18 protein-coding genes are annotated in these 16,799 nt (G+C 44.3%); 13 read left to right on the top strand and 5 right to left on the bottom strand.

The genetic code is table 11. The annotated features are described in order from the left end of the window. Nucleotides 1-247: 247 nt before the first annotated feature. The 7 genes from QUA01_RS15875 (at nucleotide 248) to QUA01_RS15905 (ending at nucleotide 6,763) form a co-directional block, all read left to right on the top strand. Nucleotides 248-910 (top strand): hypothetical protein, encoded by a 663-nt coding sequence (locus QUA01_RS15875; protein WP_333090641.1) that lies wholly within the window; start codon nucleotides 248-250, stop codon nucleotides 908-910. Nucleotides 911-1,665: 755 nt separating this feature from the next. After that, complete coding sequence (locus QUA01_RS15880) at nucleotides 1,666-1,998, top strand: hypothetical protein (RefSeq protein WP_333090643.1); 333 nt, start codon at nucleotides 1,666-1,668, stop codon at nucleotides 1,996-1,998. 39 nt (nucleotides 1,999-2,037) lie between these two features. Beyond that, nucleotides 2,038-3,082, top strand: a protein-coding gene (locus QUA01_RS15885) for an IS630 family transposase (protein WP_333090644.1) whose coding sequence is annotated in 2 segments (ribosomal slippage) — nucleotides 2,038-2,442 and nucleotides 2,444-3,082 — 1,044 coding nt in all. Because the reading frame shifts where the segments join, the coding sequence is not laid out codon by codon here. A 226-nt stretch (nucleotides 3,083-3,308) separates the two neighbouring features. Beyond that, on the top strand, nucleotides 3,309-4,616 hold the full coding sequence (locus QUA01_RS15890; RefSeq protein ID WP_333090646.1) for a hypothetical protein: 1,308 nt from the start codon (nucleotides 3,309-3,311) through the stop codon (nucleotides 4,614-4,616). 120 nt (nucleotides 4,617-4,736) lie between these two features. Next, nucleotides 4,737-4,943 carry a hypothetical protein gene (locus tag QUA01_RS15895; protein WP_333090648.1) on the top strand — a complete coding sequence of 69 codons (207 nt, stop codon included), beginning with the start codon at nucleotides 4,737-4,739 and terminating at the stop codon, nucleotides 4,941-4,943. Nucleotides 4,944-5,086: 143 nt separating this feature from the next. Next, nucleotides 5,087-6,247, top strand: a complete 1,161-nt coding sequence (locus tag QUA01_RS15900) for a hypothetical protein (RefSeq protein ID WP_333090649.1) — start codon at nucleotides 5,087-5,089, stop codon at nucleotides 6,245-6,247. A 168-nt stretch (nucleotides 6,248-6,415) separates the two neighbouring features. Continuing rightward, on the top strand, nucleotides 6,416-6,763 hold the full coding sequence (locus QUA01_RS15905; protein WP_333090651.1) for a hypothetical protein: 348 nt from the start codon (nucleotides 6,416-6,418) through the stop codon (nucleotides 6,761-6,763). A 400-nt stretch (nucleotides 6,764-7,163) separates the two neighbouring features. Here the strand turns inward: QUA01_RS15905 and QUA01_RS15910 are convergent, their stop codons facing one another. After that, nucleotides 7,164-7,355 carry a hypothetical protein gene (locus QUA01_RS15910; protein WP_333090652.1) on the bottom strand — a complete coding sequence of 64 codons (192 nt, stop codon included), beginning with the start codon at nucleotides 7,353-7,355 and terminating at the stop codon, nucleotides 7,164-7,166. Between the two features lie 71 nt (nucleotides 7,356-7,426). On the opposite strand from QUA01_RS15910, the gene QUA01_RS15915 reads away from it, so the two are divergent. Together QUA01_RS15915 and QUA01_RS15920 are read left to right on the top strand one after the other, a co-directional pair. After that, nucleotides 7,427-8,362 (top strand): PEP-CTERM sorting domain-containing protein, encoded by a 936-nt coding sequence (locus tag QUA01_RS15915; RefSeq protein ID WP_333265871.1) that lies wholly within the window; start codon nucleotides 7,427-7,429, stop codon nucleotides 8,360-8,362. Then, nucleotides 8,362-9,687, top strand: a complete 1,326-nt coding sequence (locus QUA01_RS15920; RefSeq protein ID WP_333090657.1) for an O-antigen ligase family protein — start codon at nucleotides 8,362-8,364, stop codon at nucleotides 9,685-9,687. The genes QUA01_RS15915 and QUA01_RS15920 overlap by 1 nt, the downstream gene beginning before the upstream one ends. Before the next feature lie 171 nt (nucleotides 9,688-9,858). On the opposite strand, the gene QUA01_RS15925 is transcribed toward QUA01_RS15920, so the two are convergent. Further along, nucleotides 9,859-10,575, bottom strand: a complete 717-nt coding sequence (locus QUA01_RS15925; protein WP_333090658.1) for a DUF1997 domain-containing protein — start codon at nucleotides 10,573-10,575, stop codon at nucleotides 9,859-9,861. A gap of 121 nt (nucleotides 10,576-10,696) precedes the next feature. On the opposite strand from QUA01_RS15925, the gene QUA01_RS15930 reads away from it, so the two are divergent. Next, complete coding sequence (locus QUA01_RS15930; protein WP_194067395.1) at nucleotides 10,697-11,356, top strand: NAD(P)H-binding protein; 660 nt, start codon at nucleotides 10,697-10,699, stop codon at nucleotides 11,354-11,356. Between the two features lie 798 nt (nucleotides 11,357-12,154). Continuing rightward, nucleotides 12,155-12,865: a glycoside hydrolase family 24 protein gene (locus tag QUA01_RS27450; RefSeq protein WP_442921555.1), complete on the top strand. Its 711-nt coding sequence runs from the start codon at nucleotides 12,155-12,157 to the stop codon at nucleotides 12,863-12,865. Between the two features lie 15 nt (nucleotides 12,866-12,880). Here the strand turns inward: QUA01_RS27450 and QUA01_RS15940 are convergent, their stop codons facing one another. Beyond that, the gene (locus QUA01_RS15940) at nucleotides 12,881-13,276 is read right to left on the bottom strand and encodes a hypothetical protein (protein WP_333090663.1); all 396 of its coding nucleotides are present in this window, start codon (nucleotides 13,274-13,276) and stop codon (nucleotides 12,881-12,883) included. A 250-nt stretch (nucleotides 13,277-13,526) separates the two neighbouring features. Here QUA01_RS15940 and QUA01_RS15945 point away from each other — a divergent pair, with 250 nt between their 5' ends. Beyond that, nucleotides 13,527-13,724, top strand: a complete 198-nt coding sequence (locus QUA01_RS15945; protein ID WP_333090665.1) for a hypothetical protein — start codon at nucleotides 13,527-13,529, stop codon at nucleotides 13,722-13,724. A 47-nt stretch (nucleotides 13,725-13,771) separates the two neighbouring features. Here the strand turns inward: QUA01_RS15945 and QUA01_RS15950 are convergent, their stop codons facing one another. Continuing rightward, nucleotides 13,772-14,116: a Dethiobiotin synthetase gene (locus QUA01_RS15950; protein WP_333090667.1), complete on the bottom strand. Its 345-nt coding sequence runs from the start codon at nucleotides 14,114-14,116 to the stop codon at nucleotides 13,772-13,774. 428 nt (nucleotides 14,117-14,544) lie between these two features. Here QUA01_RS15950 and QUA01_RS15955 point away from each other — a divergent pair, with 428 nt between their 5' ends. Then, complete coding sequence (locus QUA01_RS15955) at nucleotides 14,545-15,837, top strand: SGNH/GDSL hydrolase family protein (RefSeq protein ID WP_333090668.1); 1,293 nt, start codon at nucleotides 14,545-14,547, stop codon at nucleotides 15,835-15,837. A gap of 117 nt (nucleotides 15,838-15,954) precedes the next feature. On the opposite strand, the gene QUA01_RS15960 is transcribed toward QUA01_RS15955, so the two are convergent. Continuing rightward, complete coding sequence (locus QUA01_RS15960; protein ID WP_333090670.1) at nucleotides 15,955-16,770, bottom strand: MlaE family lipid ABC transporter permease subunit; 816 nt, start codon at nucleotides 16,768-16,770, stop codon at nucleotides 15,955-15,957. Nucleotides 16,771-16,799 lie beyond the last annotated feature (29 nt).

Consider the following 16,799-nt stretch of genomic DNA (forward strand, 5'->3'; position numbering starts at 1 on the left):
AATCTAAAATCGACTGACTTTTCACCTTTTTGAGAAAGGCAATAAATACCGGATGTCTGGTTATCGGCGCAGTAAAGTGCTGAGGATACCCGTAACAAAAGACAAAAAAATCAGTACCCAAATAACACCGCCGGGAAGGAATGTCAAGAGGCCAACACCTCGGAGAATCCAAACTAACAAAGTTATCCCGAAAACTGTTAAGAAGATGCGGGTTGATAATCGAAGTTGAAATCTTGAGGAATTACTCATGTTGAATCTAAAAATTTTATCTGGATCGATGATAGCTGTTTTGCTGGCGATCGGCAGTTACCTCACCTTAATCTCGATTCCCGGCGCTGCTGTGGCGCGTGGGGGCGCACATAAGCTGGGGGAAACGGCTAATGCTGCGACAAAACCTTCCTCTATAAGTGTAGCAATTAGCGATCGGGCAATTGGCGAAGCAAAAGTGGGAATGACTTTCCGACAACTGAAACAAGCTCTCGGTTCCACCGCACAGTTTAAGGTAGAGTCTCCTTTTATGGTAGACTTTGATGCAGTGGCGATTAGTCGATCGGGCAAAGTGCAGTATCGGATTATCTACGCTGCCGGTACAAAGCTCAAAGATACCGATGTTATTGAACTTCTGATGACTGACAACCCCAATTATAAAACACTTGAGGGCGTCGGGCCGGCAATGACTTTGAAAAAAGCAGAAGCAATTTACGGCAAGGCTACTTTATCTTATAATGTGGACAATGAAATGAGAGAAGGAGCGGTTTTTGCTAAACAACCGACTCGAAAAATTATGTTTGTTCCCAAAGCAGATGGAAAGCAATTTGCTGGAGTTTACGGTGCTGGCAAAAATGGATTTTATGAGACTAACAAGTATCAGCCGAATGCTGCGATCGAGTCCATGATGGTGCGGAAGTAAATTTAAGCGTCAGATATTAAGATAAGTTGGTGTGGATCTAATTTTCACCATCCTGTTTCTTAAAACCATGAGTGGGGTGGGCTGGAGAGTCTGCCCCAAAAATTAAATTTAAAGGTATTTATTAAGAAGGTTGTTGTCTGTTTGTTGTCGATCGACCTTTTGAGTTCCATTGTACAACAAGTGCGTGAAGCGCAGCTATCCCGTAGGGAATCGACCTTTTGAGTTCCATTGTACAACAAGTGCGTGAAGCGCAGCTATCCTGTAGGGAATCGACGTTTCGGCTTGCATCACACATTTAAGTAAAACTACTTACATAAAACACTTAGACTCACTTGAGCAAGGTTAGAGACAAAGTTGTATTTTGTGCCGCTGTAAAATCACCAATTTTCTAGTCTACCGGATATAATTTATAATCCTAGGCAACAATTACTCTTGAAGATTGCGTGAAGTCAACGGAGTATATTGTAAATATTCTGTAAATTTAACTTCACTGTACCTACATATAAATACCCGGTTGAGCATAAATTTGGGATTTAATATGAACATCAAAAAGTTCAGTAAAAATACTGATGCTGTACTCTAATAATGTCGATCGCGTGTTTGTAATCGAAATTCAGTCCAGCCGTTAAGTCGTGTAAATAGAACAGTTACAAAGCTTAATGATGTTGTCTATTTTTGATTGAGCTTTTAACTAGATACATTTGTGGCATCGTTATCAATCTTTTCTTTTATAATCAGGGGCATCAGGAGGACTTATGAACTACTGGGGACAAGCTTACGGTAAAAACATTACTGCTACAAAACTGATTGCAGACAACCATCTTTTGCTAGCTAGCAATCAGTTTTGTAGCAGTTGCCATCACACAATTAACCCAACTCCCACCATCGATATGAAGTATGAGTTTGTGGCAGCGACTAAAAAGGAAATTGCCTCTCAACAGCACTTGCCAGAGCGTTTAAAACTGCAATTATCCTATGGTTTCCCCCCGGTAGAATGCAGAATATGCCGTCCAATTATTGGTCAAATTCTTCTTCGTCACATTGGCCTAAGTAGGTCGGCGCAAAAAAACCGAACTATGTTAAAATAAGTAAAGAAAGAGAAGACATTTACTGAGGTAACTCAATATATGGGCGCTAGATTAAGGGTATTCCTGACTCAACAACAAGACAAAACTCTATTAGAACTGAGAATTGCGGATGTTCCACAAAAAGTCAAAGATAGAGCAGAAGTAATTAGATTAAATGCACATGGCTGGTACGTTGAAAAAATAGCTGCTCATTTTAACTGGACTCCACAAACAGTGAGAGAGGTTTTACATAAATGGTCGCATCTAGGCATGGAAGGGCTTTGGGAATCGCCTGGTCGAGGGGCAAAACCCAAGTGGAAAGAGTCAGATATAGAGTTTTTAAAAGAATGCCTCAAAAACGAACCACGTACATATAACAGTCTTCAATTAGTCCAGAAATTAGAAAAAGAACGTTCTGTTAAACTAAGCGCCGACCGATTAAGACGGATACTAAAAAAAAAGGTTTATTTGGAAACGAGCGAGAAAAAGTCACAAAGGAAAACAAGACCCCATAGTACAAGAAACAAAGCAATCTGACTTAGATATGTTGCAATTAGAGGCGGCGGCGGGAGGGATTGACTTAAAGTATTTAGATGAATCAGGATTTTGTGCGTGGAGTGAACCTGGTTATACTTATTACCAAATAGGTGAGCAAAAACGGTTGGAACAAACGAAACGGCGTGGTCGTAGACTCAGTATTGTCGGACTTCTTCAACCAGAAATAAGTTTTGTTTACGGTTTAGCAATTGGGGGTATTGATCGAAAAGCTTATATCAAAATGATGGAACGAGAAGCCCAGGAAGCTGCGGAGATTGGACGACTGAGAGTAATCGTACAAGACAACGGCCCAATACACCGATGTAAAGAAGTCCAAGAGTTATGGCCGCATTGGGAAAATCAAGGTTTATATATCTTCTTTTTGCCCAAGTATTGTTCGGAAATGAACCCCATTGAATTGGAGTGGCAACACATTAAAAAAGATGAATTGGCAGGACAAATGTTTGATGATGAGTTAGAACTCGCCTACGCCGTAATTCAGGGAGTAGAAGTTAGAGGAAAAAGGGGAAACTACACTACACAACGTCTTAAGTTTAACTCCAATTAGGTAACTTAATGTTTTGTTACATAGATAGTTTTTTTCCCGCCTACCTACTTAGTTCTGCGTCGGCTCGAAATGATTGTCAGCCTGTTTTAGGATATTATCGATACACTTTAGTTAAGCAGCCCCGACCTTCTAGCGGTGGCGGTAAATTATTTTAGTTGACGGTAATTGGTGCGGCGGTGTGGTTCTGGTTTGTTCGCTGATTGTCCGGTAATTGAGAGGGCGAGCAATGAGGTATTTTTTCCGGTTTTTATTAGCTTTACTAATGGCCGCGCTTTTGGTAGTAACCTATGGAAGTATACAAGCTGTTGGCAATGAAAATTCACAACTTGAAAATGTAAAAAAGATGGCATCTAGAAAATCTAAACGCAGCAATCAAGTTAAACAAAATGACCTTCAACTGAAAGAAAATAGCCTTCAACTGAAAATGGAATGGCCAAAAATTGTGGCAATATCCATCCCCGAAAACAAGCCCGGTGTCACTGCTGAATTCAGCTTTACTGTCAGCCTTACTAATAATACACCAGCCCCTGTTCCCTTGGCTATAGATTATGATGCTTTAATTCCAGAAATATTTGGACCAGATGGTCAAGCACTGCACCGAAGAGAACCGATAAATAGGCAAATTGGGAACGGAGAATATCATGGCTCGTTAGTTGGGGTCAGACAGCAGATATCCACCTCTATGGAGGGAAGACTGTCTTGGCAAAATAATTTACTTCAACTGATATTACATCGCCCCACCTACGATAAAAGCCCTATTGATATCGATAAAGTTTGGTCTTTTGATACTCTGGGGTCTGGGGAATATCAGGTTCGATTCACTTATGAAACTCCGACGGGGATAATAGTATACACAAATCCATTCACTCTTTTTAACATTAAAGAAATACTAGAAAAAAAAGAAATGCCGCTAGAGAGAATAGAAGTAGCTGGGACAGGTCAGTTGGTAACTCCCTTAGCTAATTTTCGCCTACTTCAACCTGTTGGGTTGCATAACAGTGCAGTGGAAGTAGATGGTATTCGTTTTGAAACTTTCATACCTGAGCCATTGTTAACCCTGCCAAATAAGAGTGACAATTCATACCAATCTGTACAGATTGGTATGCGGATGACCAACAACACGCCAACCCCATTTTACTTCAGCTTTTATGGCAGTTTTTACCCAGAACTTATAATGCCAGATGGTCAGGTACAGCGAAGAGGCTATGCTACCGACTGGATGAGAGGGCCTGAAGAATCTGACTTTCTGTTAGTCACACCTGGAAAGAGTGTGACATTTTTTCCAGATATCAGCCTCTTCTGGACTAACCATAGCCAATTTTCGCTTGGTGTCTCTAGCGGATATGGTGGCTCATGCTCTTTTGACGGACTCAAGCCAGGTATATATCACTTCCGCTTCCAGTATTACAATACGAGTGATACCATACCGAAGAAAAATCTTGCTGGGGAGTCGATTGAAAGTCTGCCAATAGAAAAAGTTTGGACTGGGTGGGTGGATACTCCCTTTGTTGAATTCCGCTTAATCGAGCTTTGAATGGCGAATCACTATTTCTTTTTGTTTAATTTGCCCAATAGGTGAAAAAAATGCAATTCAGAAAATTTTTCTTCGTATTATCAACTAGCTCCATTATCATGCTTTTCGGGCAATCTAGTAGTGCGTTTACTCTCAGACAGAATGCAGGAATACTCACATCTGAGTCTAAATTGGCCTAGTTCTGCGTCGGCTCGAAATGATTGTCAGCCTGTTTTAGGATATTATCGATACACTTTAGTGAAGCAGCCCCGACCTTCTAGCGGTGGCGGTAAATTATTTTGGTTGACGGTAATTGTTGCGGCGGTGTGGTTCTGGTTTTTCCGCTGATTGTCCGGTAATTGAGAGGGCGAGCGATGAGGTATTTTCTCCGGTTTTTATTCGCTTTAGTAATGGCGGCGCTCCTGGTAGTAACCTATAGAAGTATACAAGCTGTTGGCAATGAGCATTTAAAACATGAAAGGGTAGCAAACATGACATCTCAAGCATCGAATCACAGCAATCTTGTTAAACAAGATAGCCTGCAACTGGAAATCCTAGGGCCAGAAATTGTGGCACTATCGATCCCGGAAAACAAGCCCAGTGCCACTGCTCCATTCAGCTTTACTGTTAGGGTTACCAATAATACACAAGCCCCTATTCCCTTCATAGAGTATAATGCTTTAATCCCAGAAATACTCGGCCCCAATGGTCAAGCACTGCATCGAAGAGAACCGATAAATAGGCAAGTTGGATTCGGGGAATATTATGGCTCGTTAATTGGCATTGGAGAGGAGATAGCCATCTTTATTGAGGGAAGACTATCTTGGAAAAATAATCTACTTCAACTAACCGGACTTAAACAAACATTACCCAGCCCAGACAACATAAAAATCCCTATTTACTCCGATAACTCTTGGTCTTTTGATACTCGGGGACCAGGGGAATATAAGATTCGATTCACTTATGAAACCCCTACTGGGACGATATTATACCCAGAACCAGTCACTTTTATTCAGACCAGACAAGAAATGAGAATGGAAGTAACTGGAACAAGTCAGTTGGTAACTCCCTTAGCTAATTTTCGCCTACTTCAACCTGTTGGGTTGCATAACAGTGCAGTGGAAGTAGATGGTATTCGTTTTGAAACTTTCATACCTGAGCCATTGTTAACCCTGCCAAATAAGAGTGACAATTCATACCAATCTGTACAGATTGGTATGCGGATTACCAACAACACGCCAACCCCATTTTACTTCAGCTTTTATGGCACTTTTGCCCCAGAAGTTGTAATGCCAGATGGTCAGGTACGGCGGGGAGACTATGGCATTAGCGACTGGATGAGAGGACCTGAAGAATCTGATTTTCTGTTAGTGAAACCGGGGAAAAGTCTGACATTCTTTCCAGGTATCGACCTTTCCTGGAGAAAGCCAGATAAATTTTCCCTTCTTGTCCATAGCGGATATGGTGGCTTGTGCCATTTTGACTCACTCAAGCCAGGTATATATCACCTCCGGTTCCGGTATGAAAATACGAGTGATACCATACTGAAGACAAATCTTGCAGGGGAGTCATTTGAAATTCGACCAATAGAAAAAGTTTGGACTGGGCGAGTGGATACTCCCTTTGTTGAATTCCGCCTAGCCCAGCCCTGAAATCAATGAAGAATGATTTAAGGGGATGTGGATAGGGCAAGTATTTACATCTTATTTAGACTTTTGTGTAGTGGATACACAAAGTTAAATTGCATCTTACAAGTATTCACAATTAATAATTGCCGTGCAATCTTCCTAAGAACACCACTAATTAAGGAGCGACAGATTATGAAACTTACACAAACTATTCTAATAGTTTCGGCAACTTCATTGGTAGTTGCATTTACGAGTCAGTCTGCTGCTATGGGATTCAGTCTGAGTTTTGCAGGAAGAGGCGCACGAGATTTATACATTGCAAAAGAGTCTAACACTTACATGAATGGTAATGAAGAAATAACTGTCTTAACTACGTTGTTCCCCCCTCATGTAACAGAGATGCCACTAGGTGGAACGAGGACTTTAGATAAGCTGTTAGATGACTACAGAGTAATGGCTTATCAAAATTATAATGATATTTGGAAATTTACTAAAGCGAACAAGGATTTAAAAGGAAATTTAGAAGTTTTACAATATTAGGCTTGCACTAAAAATATTCCCTGTAAATTCCCAAATCTACCGAAGATAAGACAAATACCACCTATTAACATAGGGGTAGGTGCCGGGATTGAATTAAATTATGTGCCACGGCAAGGCGATCCACCAAGACAAGATTTTCGCTGGATTCAGTGGATAAACACTAACCATGCTGCTTACGTTCCTAACCATAAAGATCCCGACGCCAAAGCAAAATACATCGACTTAAACACAAAAAATCCAAAGACCCCCTTCTATCCAGGTGGCAACACCAGATTGGCAGACAGAAGCTACAGAGATGATCCTCTAAACGAGCATTTTTGGTTTGCTGAAGCTTACTTAGTTGGCACATCCGAATTCGATAGAATAAAAAATGGATACGTTATTGGTAAAGAACACATACTTACGATTTACAACGGCATAAAATGGGGTTGGAAAAACAAAGTAACTCGTCGTCGAAAACAACCAGTTCCCGTCCCAGTTCCCGTTCCAAAGCCAACTCCGACTCCAGTTCCATTTCTAATTCCAAATCCAATTCCAAATCCATTTCCACCAATTCCAAATCTAAATCCACCTCAACGTGCACTTTGTCCACCAGGTTTCTCTCCTAAAAGCGGTAGCACGATTATCGCCAGCAGTAGCAGCGGTGGCGGTGGCATTGGTTGTGTGGCATCATCATCACCATCACCATCACCATCACCATCACCAACACCAACACCATCGCCTACTCCCATCCCCAGCCCGCGTCCAGCACCGAGTCCCCGTCCAGCACCGAGTCCGCGTCCAGCGCCGAGTCCCCGTCCAGCACCGAGTCCGCGTCCAGCACCGAGTCCCCGTCCAGCACCGAGTCCCCGTCCAGCACCGAGTCCGCGTCCAGCACCGAGTCCCAGGGGTGGCGGTCGTCCGATTCGGGCGGTTCCCGCTTCTTCTCTCAGAAGCGCTAATGCCCTTACCTTACCCCAGACACCACTTTTAAAAAATGCTGCCAAAGGTAACAATAACTATGCCACCGATTACGTGGACGTAGCTAGCGTCAGCCGCGACTTACTTGTCAGTCCTGAACTATCATCAACTGCCAACAACTATGCAGATGTAAACGTAGCTAGCATCAGTGGCGAACTACTAGAAAATCCTGAACTATCATCAACTCCTAGCAGCGAAAAGAAGGTAGATTTAACTGAGGTCAGCAGCAATCTACTTCTTGATTCAGAACTATCATCAACAGACAACGAAAATGAACTTGATTTAGCCAGCATCAGCGGCGACTTACTGGAAGACCCAGAACTATCATCAACCGACAGTAACGAAAACCAAATTGATTTAGCCAGCATCAGTGGCGACTTACTGGAAGACCCAGAATTATCATCAACTGACAGTAACGAAAATGAACTTGATTTAGCAGGCATCAGCGGCGACTTACTTGAAGACCCAGGACTAGCCTCAGAGGATAACAACTCCCTAGCCTCCAAAACTAAAAACCCTGACGACGACGCCCTCCCCGCCGAAGCCGTTCCTGAACCAACCACCGGATTAGGCACTCTCTTGGCACTCAGCGGATTAGGTCTACTTCTCAAGCTCAAAAACAGGAAAACCAAAGAGTAATGAAAACGCTCTACACCATCCTGTATGCCCTCAGCATCATCCTCATCAACCCCTGGGGAACTACCCGCGGCCTCATCTGGACATCGCCCAAAGTATTGATTATTTGGCTAATAATTTCCCTCAACATCGCCCTTTTATTATCGCAAAAAAAATCCATCGCGATTCCCCAAAACTGGAAAAATAGCTTCATACTTTGGACGATATTTCTCTCAATAGGAGCCATCTCTACCCTGCACAGTCCCTTTCCTTTAACATCTTTTTTCGGTCAAGACCAAATGGGAGACGGTTGGCTTTACTGGCTGTTAATCGCCGCCTTCACTCTCAGCAACAGTTTGCTTCTAATCGCACGCCCGCAAATGATCAATTCCCAATTCCAAGGATTGCTAATTGGTGGCATCATCCTTTCTCTGAGTATCTTTCCTCAAATTATTGACTGGCGGATTGACTACACCGCTACAATGGGCAGACTAATCAGAGAAGATGTTCTAGCCAGCAGCATTTTTCAAGGACAGCAACCTATAGGATTGTACTCCCATCGCGGACACGCATCCATAGTTTTAGTGTTGACGGCGATTACTGCGATTGTCGGTTGGTTTTGGAGATTTACCTCTACTAAATTAACTGTAATTACTTTGATTTTAACTGTTCCGGCACTGCTGCTAACTTCTACCCGCAGTGCAATTGTAGCTTTGATTGTTGCCAGTGCTTATTTGCTCGATCGCCCTTATTACAAAATTCTCACCGGTATAGCCCTGATGGGAGCCCTCGCTGTGGGCATCATGACCGTCAACCGACCCCTCAACTGGCAAAAACCGAGCATCGAACAAGTCATGTCCAGCCGTTCCCCGATGTGGGAACTTGCAGCTAGAGGCATCAAAAAGCGCCCGTTATTTGGATGGGGATTCGACGGATTAGGGATTGCCTATCCCTATATCAGGAATCCTCAAGTAACTCCTATAGTTGTCAACTTGAACGAGTTTACCTACGACTATATTAACATAAAAGGTGAAATTAGCACCAGAGAAATTCCTACTTATAAAGCTCACAATTTGATTTTGGATACAACGGTTTCAGTTGGTGTTTTGGGACTGATTGTTGGCATCGCACTTTGGGGATATTATTTATATTTAGCGCTCCAATGCTCGATTGGTGGGATGGCAGCAGTTGCTATTGCTTATCTGGTTTTCGCTGTGACTTGGTTCGACTGCGCTCAATACGCACATATGGTATGGTGGACGCTCAGTTTTGCTGGAGTTAAACATTTTCGTTCTCAAGGTAGTGAGAAAAGAAGATTAGATATTTTGCCTAAGTGTTGGCTGGATTGAGAAACCGCAGATGTCAGGCAGATAAACACAGATAAACGCAGATGATTGAAGAATTTGAAAGCGATTGAGTGCAAGATATCTAGTCAGGATAAAGCCGCCAGAAAGCTCGTAATATTCAGGGTAAGATGCGCCCCTGGCACCGGGAAGAGGTGAGTTGGGGCGCAAGTTTTGTTAGTGTTTTTTAGGATTTTTGGGAAAAGGAATGTTCAAACTTTCGTGAAAAACAAGCTGAGTTTTATAGGTTAAGCGGCGGTTAACTTGTTTGATGATTTTTTCCAAAAGCGCATCGCCGGTTTTTTCTATTAATGGTTGAGACATCGATCGAATAAACTTAGGGAAGCAAACCCCCACAGCTAAATCTAGCTTCCACGCGGCACTGGTAATCGCAGGCGGTAGCTTCGCGCGTTCCGACGCGGGCCAATCGGCGGCAAATTCGTCAGACGGTATCTCTACTAGGTTCATTGCCGATCGAAAATCCACTTCATATCCAGGCGCGGTATAATTCGGAACCGGGATTGTCTTAATCAAATAGCAGCCTTCAGCGTCCGGCGGCAGCAACTCTAAACCGATTCTCGCTTCAACTCGGTAGCCGAAAGCCCCAAAACGCCCGATTAATAGATCGTAGCCGTTTTCGCCGATCGGCTCAGCTTTCATCGGCCAAGCGCACTGACAAAACCAACTCTTGTGATTGTTCAAATGCTCAGCCACCGTAGCAGCATCGGCGTACATCTCCATGCTGTCTTCAAAATGGGCGTGAAACCAAATCGGCTCAACTTCCTCTGCTACATCCGCACTTCCACTTTCGGGCTGTCGGAAACTCGCATCTGGGTAGCAATTTTCGTCAGAAGCTTCAACAGTAGTTTGATATTCAGCGGAATCCTGCTTCATAATATGCTCTCCTGTAATACACGCCAATCGATCGGCTTGGGGATGCGGTAAGGAAGTTTCCTCCCTACAATTGGGAAATAGATTGCAACAAAATTTACCCAAGAACAGCATAACCTGACTTATGAAAGCATTTGTAGCAGGAGCCACAGGCCAGACTGGCCGCCGAATTGTCACAGAATTGGTCAAGCGAGGCATTCCCGTGCGCGCTTTAGTCCGAAATTTGGAGACGGCTAGACAGATTTTACCACCGGAGGCTGAGTTAGTGACAGGGGATGTATTAAATGCGACTTCTCTGCGCGACGCGATCGGCGATAGTACGGTGTTGCTGTGCGCGACGGGGGCGGCCCCTGGTTTTGACCCGACAGGGCCTTACAAGGTGGATTTTGAGGGTACTAAAAATTTGGTGGAGGCCGCTAAGGCTCAGGGAATTGAGCATTTTGTGCTGGTGACTTCTCTGTGCGTTTCTCAGTTTTTTCACCCGCTAAATCTGTTTTGGCTGATTCTGGTGTGGAAAAAACAGGCGGAGGAGTATTTGCAAAAAAGCGGCTTGACTTATACGATCGTCCGACCGGGCGGTCTCAAAAATGAGGATAATTCAGATGCGATCGTCATGAGCAGTGCGGATACACTGTTTGAGAACAGCATTCCTCGCACTAAGGTAGCTCAAGTCTGCGTGGAGGCGCTGTTTGAGCCGACTTCTCGCAACAAGATTGTGGAAATTGTGGCGAAGCCGGATGCCCCACAAAAGAGTTTTGAGGAGTTGTTTGCCGGTGTGGTTTGATTGAATTAAGCTTGTTTGGGTTCGGTGCGTCAGGCAAAAACAACTATTCGAGTTTAGTCAAAAATTTGGGCTGGCGCACCCTGCATCTGTGGAGTCAATCTCAAATCTTCAGTGCCCCGATCGAAAATTGAGGCTTCGCACCCTGCAGCAATTTTTCGATCGCCAAATCTGACAAAATCTTAATAGTTTTATCATCCGCCGTTGAAATTTCCCTCTCCCAGCATGAAAACTCTCAAGTGGCCAGCTTGGTTCCCCTATCCGATTTCGTGGTTAAGGGCATTTGCTCTCGCCCAGAGTTTTAGTTTTATCCTTCGCAGGGGCATTCCTTTCGCTAGCGATGAAATTGGCTTTCTGACTTTGTTGTTGGCTGCTTGGCTGATTCAGTTACCTTTATTCTTTGTCGCTCACTTTTTCGCCGTCAAAATCTTAAATCCGTTACTAATTATGCTACCTGGCCCCAAGGGGAAAGGGCGCAAGTTCAAGCGCGGGCTTACTGGTATGCGATCGCACTTGCGAGAAGGCTTGAATGCTGTTGTAGTGCTTTTTTTTGCGTTTAATCTGGCGCTGTTGGTGCAACTGGCGATTTTTTATTGGCCCGCGCGCGCGATCGATCCGGCTAAGTTACTCGCAGGAATCTCTACTCTGACAAATGTGGCTATCGCCGGTGAATTCGATTTCTGGCTGGTCAAATTGGCGGGGGTTTTATGGAGTTTAACGCTGTTCGCTGCGCCGCTATATCAGTACGATTTTCGGGTGCGCCGGAGGCGGCTGGCGAGAAAATTAGCCGAAATTGCGGACATGGAAATGACTTTGCTGGAAGCCCAGAAATGGGGTCGTCGCCAAACTGGTTTGTTGAGGCGATCGGAAATTCAAATCCTGGGATTTCTACTTTTAATCGGGGCTGCGATCGGCGGCAGTGTTTTTTTTGTTGCCAATTTGCCGCGAAATTTGCCGTTTTCGCAGTCAGCAAGTGATGTCAGGAAATCGCCGCCGCTGGCTATGAAAACTGGCGATCCTTACATTCGAGCTTTGATGCGAACTATTTCTGCTAGCGAATCAAATGTTTCTCGGCCTTATCACGTTGTTTACGGCGGCAAATATGTATTGGATTTGAGCCGTCATCCTGACTGGTGCGTGAGAATTGTTAACGGCCCGAATCGAGGTAAGTGTACTACGGCGGCGGGCAGATATCAATTTTTGACTACGACTTGGAAGGAGAAGGCGAAGCGCTATCACGCCCGTCGCGCTAATTTTTTATTCTGGGAAGATTACAGTTTTGAACCGGAATATCAGGATGCTGTGGTTTATGCTTGGTTGAGCGATCGCAAGTTTTGGAAAGCTGATATTTCACAGATGTTGCGGCAGGACAGATTAACTGATGTTTTGCGGATGCTTTCGGGAACTTGGACGAGTTTGGGATATGGAATTGAGAACAATTCTATGAGTTCGAGTTTGCCAAAAATTTACAAAAAAATGCTGCGGGAAGAATTGGAAAATGCTAGTTCTTAGGTTACATTGACTGGTTCATAATTTTTTTAACTCCGGTAAAAATGCGGTCAGACATTTGTATAATTCTAATCCCGGCCCAGCTTGTAGTGGATAAAGCCGATCGAAATTAATCGGGTTTCCCGGTGCTAATTTCCACTCGGTTTTCTGTGCTGTTTTCGGCGAAATATCGATCGCTACCGTGATGTTCATAATGCTGTTGTGCTGCGGGATTCCCCGAAAACAGTAGCTTTTTCCGGTGCGTTTGTCGGAGTCGCTACCGGTGATGTATTTATCTCGTTTGCGAAATTGGATTTCTCGAAAAGGTCGATCGAGCGCAAATGAGTCTCGGTAGCGATAGTCTCCATCGGGCAATTTTTGGATGTCGGGCCTGATTTGAGCTATAACGGTGGCTGCACTGAGAGTTAGCATCATTTATCTGAGTTTTTTTTGCGAAATCAGCGATTTTGGTTCCTGCTGTGGCGCTGCGGGCGATCGGCTGAAATAACGGCAGCCTGTAACAAATTAATAAGAGTTGTTATGCAGTTTAACTCGATCCCTGCCTATCGTGAATAATTATTTCACGGTTTCATCTCGATTAAGAATTTGCGTAACAATAGAAATATTGAGCAAGCCATGAGAAATCTCACGGGCGCATATCTAGAGATTAATTGAGGATGCTGCTATGTTGGGCCTGACGCGAAAAACTCAAAATTTAGGGCGGCTGGAAACAGAAAATTTGGAACAGGGAGGCGGTGTCGCCTCTGGCTGTAAAAGTATCAGCTATGCGCGATCGCGAGTTTACAAAGATGAGGCTTTGGTATCTGCTTCGCTGGCGGGACTGCCGGCTCTGTTGGCATCCTTGGAAAGCTTTCGCGAGTAGAGTTTGATCACTTTGATTGTTAAAAATCTGGAGTTGGCTGAGTTAAACTATTGCCACACTCCGGCAAAAATATTCTTGACTGCGATCGCAATTCGACTTAAATCTTCTTTCAGCAGCGGGGGCCAAGAAACTCCTTTGCCGAGTCCGGCTTCAAATTGCTGCAAACTTTCTACTGAGAGTAAATGCAGTGCCGAGATTAATTGCCGATCGAGCATGGGAGATTCTTGCAGGCCCTCAAACAATATTTTTAAAGCTAATAAAATCGATGTCACCTGTCCGGGTACCGGTGGCTGACCTTGTTTGAGGCGCATCAGGAAGGCATCGGGATTTTTTTTAGTTTCGAGGGCGCTTCCTTGGTCGATCAGAAAACTGCGGGCTGTTTTGTAATCCATTGGATGTGCGATCGATCTCCTGCAATTAATTAGCTGGCATTATATCATCTTTTGTCGCCCTCAACTGGGTAATATAGCAGACAGAAGAAAAAAAGCAACTCGTTAAGCGCGCATTGTCATGTACCGTACAGCTACTTGTGACACCGCATTTTCATCGGCCGCACAGCTTTCGGAAGGTGCGCCGCAGCGCACCCTAAAGCTACGGTTGGTAGTTATGAATAAATTTTATAGAACGGAAAAATAAAACAATGGCAAAACGGCAGGGAAATAGTAGAAAATCCAAAATTTATTGCTACTTATGGCCGCTGTGTTTGTGTCTGAGCTTCCTGTTAGTTCCACTCCTTCCCAAAATATCTGCAGAAACGCCATTTCCGCCGCCCGCTCCTCTTGCAAATAATGCTAATTTTGGGGCCAGAATTCAAAGAACGATGGGGTTACTTGCTGCCAGCACTCCCACAGAACGCCGCCAAGTACGCATCCTATTTTACGGTCAATCCATCACAGAGCAAGATTGGTGGAAAGACGTAGCAAAGGATTTGAAACAGCGATTTCCCTACGCTGATTTGATTGTGGAAAATCGGGCAATCGGAGGATTTGCCGCGCCGATTTTGATCCGTCCCAGCGAACACGATTTGTATCCTTTTTATCCAGATTTGCTAATTTTTCACGTCTACGGAGGTGATGAGGATTACGAAGCGATAATTGCCAATGTCCGCAGCCGCACCGCTAGCGAAATACTCTTGCATTCAGACCATATAAACTGGTTGCCCGCAGGTAACAGTAGCGATAATCCAGATGAAGTCAAAGGATATGAATGGCACAATACTCATTCTACAAAATGGCTGCCAGAATTGGCAGATAAATACGGCTGCGAAATTGCGGAAATTCGCGAACCTTGGCGCAGGTATTTGCAAGACAATCGCTTGCAACCAAAACAGCTATTGAGGGACGACATTCACCTCAACGAGTGGGGAAATTTTCTGCTAGCTGCTTTGATCAAACCGCACCTGCGATATAACCCAACTTCTCCTCAAGCGCCGCCGGAGTTAGTCAAAACCTATACAGTTGGTACTGATGTTAAATGGCAAGATGGCAAGTTGGTTTTAGAGTTTGAAGGAAATCGGATAGATGCGATCGCCGATAAAACCTTCAACGGTGGCGCGATTTCTGCTAAAATTGCGATCGACGGCAAAAAACCCTCAGAATTTCCCGAACTTTACACCATCACCAGACCCAGCGCTAGTCTGGGAGTCGGTTGGCCCGCAATTCTCCAAATATCCAGTCAAAAACCGCTAATCGTCGAAGATTGGAAAGCAGTAATTACCGAAATTAACAGCGACTCCAGCAAGTTTAAATTTAACGTTATAGGTTCCAAAACAGGTTACGACGGCAGCGGTACAAACGACAAAATGTTCGTTTCAAAATCTAGCCGCATCGCCATTGAACCGAGAGACTGGTGGCTGCAAAATGCCTACGAATACTCGAAAAAGCCTACACCAAAAGGCTTTGAGATTACGTGGCAAGTTAAGCCGATGTTTGTAGATTCATACATTCCGCCACAAATTGCAGATTCCAACCGCGAATATCCTACCACATTAGCTCAGAATTTAAGCAACTCCAAACACATCCTTGAAATCATTCCTGAAACAGAAGGCACAGTTCCCATTCAAGCAATTCGAGTCTATCGCCCTCCTTATATTCCTGATATTCCTGCGCCATGAAGAAAAAGTAAAATCCTTACTATGAACTTAATTTCTGTGGTTATTTCTTCAACCCACGCACCATCCGGGTTTTGTTTCTATAGTCGCGGTTTCAACCGCCGAGTCTTATACCAACAATTACCCGCTTCTCGTAATTCCCAACTCGTGAAACATCAACAGCGATAAAAAGAAATCCGCCACAAAAATAAACACCCAAGAAGTCACCACCGCAGCCGTTGCAGCTTGACCTACCCCTTTCCCACCGCCCGCCGTTGTCAACCCCCAACCGCAACCGACAAGGGCAATAATCAACCCAAAAATAAAACTCTTAATCGCCACAGTTACTAAATCCCAAGGCCCCAAAAAAGTCCGCACCGATTCCAAAAATACCGACGGTTCCAACTCGTAAAAAAAAGCCGCCACAAACAGCCCGCCCAAAATCCCCACCGCTACCGCAAAAATTGTTAAAATCGGCAGCATTATGCAGCAAGCTATCACCCTCGGCACTACTAAATAATCAACTGGATTTGTTCTCAACATATACAGGGCATCTATTTGTTCCGTCACCTGCATTTCTCCAATCTCCGCAGCAAAAGCCGAACCTACTTGTCCCGCCACCACGCCCGCCGTTAAAACCGGTGCTAATTCCCGGCAAAATGCCAGAGCAAAAGCACCTCCCACCGCCCCAATCGCCCCAAACCGAATCAATTCTCTGGCCGATTGAACGGTAAAAATCATGCCCGCAAAAAAGGCTATTAGCAGCACTGAACGCAAAGAATCCAGGCCTACTGTTACTAAATGTTCCATGATTTTGCGGCGGTCAATTTTGCATTGGAGTATCCGCAGCAGCACTTGGCCGCCCAGGAACAGCGTCACTAAAAACCGCTGAAACCACCTGTTATTGAAGGTTTCATCTAAATGTCGATCGCGCTTTTCTTGGTACTTTTTAACCAATTACTGACAGCTCGCGATTAATTACAAAC

This window comes from Microcoleus sp. S36a_B3 (genome assembly GCF_036700745.1).
GTDB lineage: Bacteria > Cyanobacteriota > Cyanobacteriia > Cyanobacteriales > Microcoleaceae > Microcoleus.

Bases quoted from the DNA above. Each gene is read 5' to 3' on its own strand.
- QUA01_RS15905 (WP_333090651.1), top strand. From the start codon at position 6,416: ATGAAACTTACACAAACTATTCTAATAGTTTCGGCAACTTCATTGGTA.
- QUA01_RS15955 (WP_333090668.1), top strand. From the start codon at position 14,545: ATGGGGTTACTTGCTGCCAGCACTCCCACAGAACGCCGCCAAGTACGC.
- QUA01_RS15950 (WP_333090667.1), bottom strand. From the start codon at position 14,116: ATGGATTACAAAACAGCCCGCAGTTTTCTGATCGACCAAGGAAGCGCC.
- QUA01_RS15945 (WP_333090665.1), top strand. From the start codon at position 13,527: ATGTTGGGCCTGACGCGAAAAACTCAAAATTTAGGGCGGCTGGAAACA.
- QUA01_RS15890 (WP_333090646.1), top strand. From the start codon at position 3,309: ATGAGGTATTTTTTCCGGTTTTTATTAGCTTTACTAATGGCCGCGCTT.
- QUA01_RS15925 (WP_333090658.1), bottom strand. From the start codon at position 10,575: ATGAAGCAGGATTCCGCTGAATATCAAACTACTGTTGAAGCTTCTGAC.
- QUA01_RS15920 (WP_333090657.1), top strand. From the start codon at position 8,362: ATGAAAACGCTCTACACCATCCTGTATGCCCTCAGCATCATCCTCATC.
- QUA01_RS15875 (WP_333090641.1), top strand. From the start codon at position 248: ATGTTGAATCTAAAAATTTTATCTGGATCGATGATAGCTGTTTTGCTG.
- QUA01_RS27450 (WP_442921555.1), top strand. From the start codon at position 12,155: ATGGAAATGACTTTGCTGGAAGCCCAGAAATGGGGTCGTCGCCAAACT.
- QUA01_RS15930 (WP_194067395.1), top strand. From the start codon at position 10,697: ATGAAAGCATTTGTAGCAGGAGCCACAGGCCAGACTGGCCGCCGAATT.
- QUA01_RS15940 (WP_333090663.1), bottom strand. From the start codon at position 13,276: ATGATGCTAACTCTCAGTGCAGCCACCGTTATAGCTCAAATCAGGCCC.
- QUA01_RS15880 (WP_333090643.1), top strand. From the start codon at position 1,666: ATGAACTACTGGGGACAAGCTTACGGTAAAAACATTACTGCTACAAAA.
- QUA01_RS15900 (WP_333090649.1), top strand. From the start codon at position 5,087: ATGACATCTCAAGCATCGAATCACAGCAATCTTGTTAAACAAGATAGC.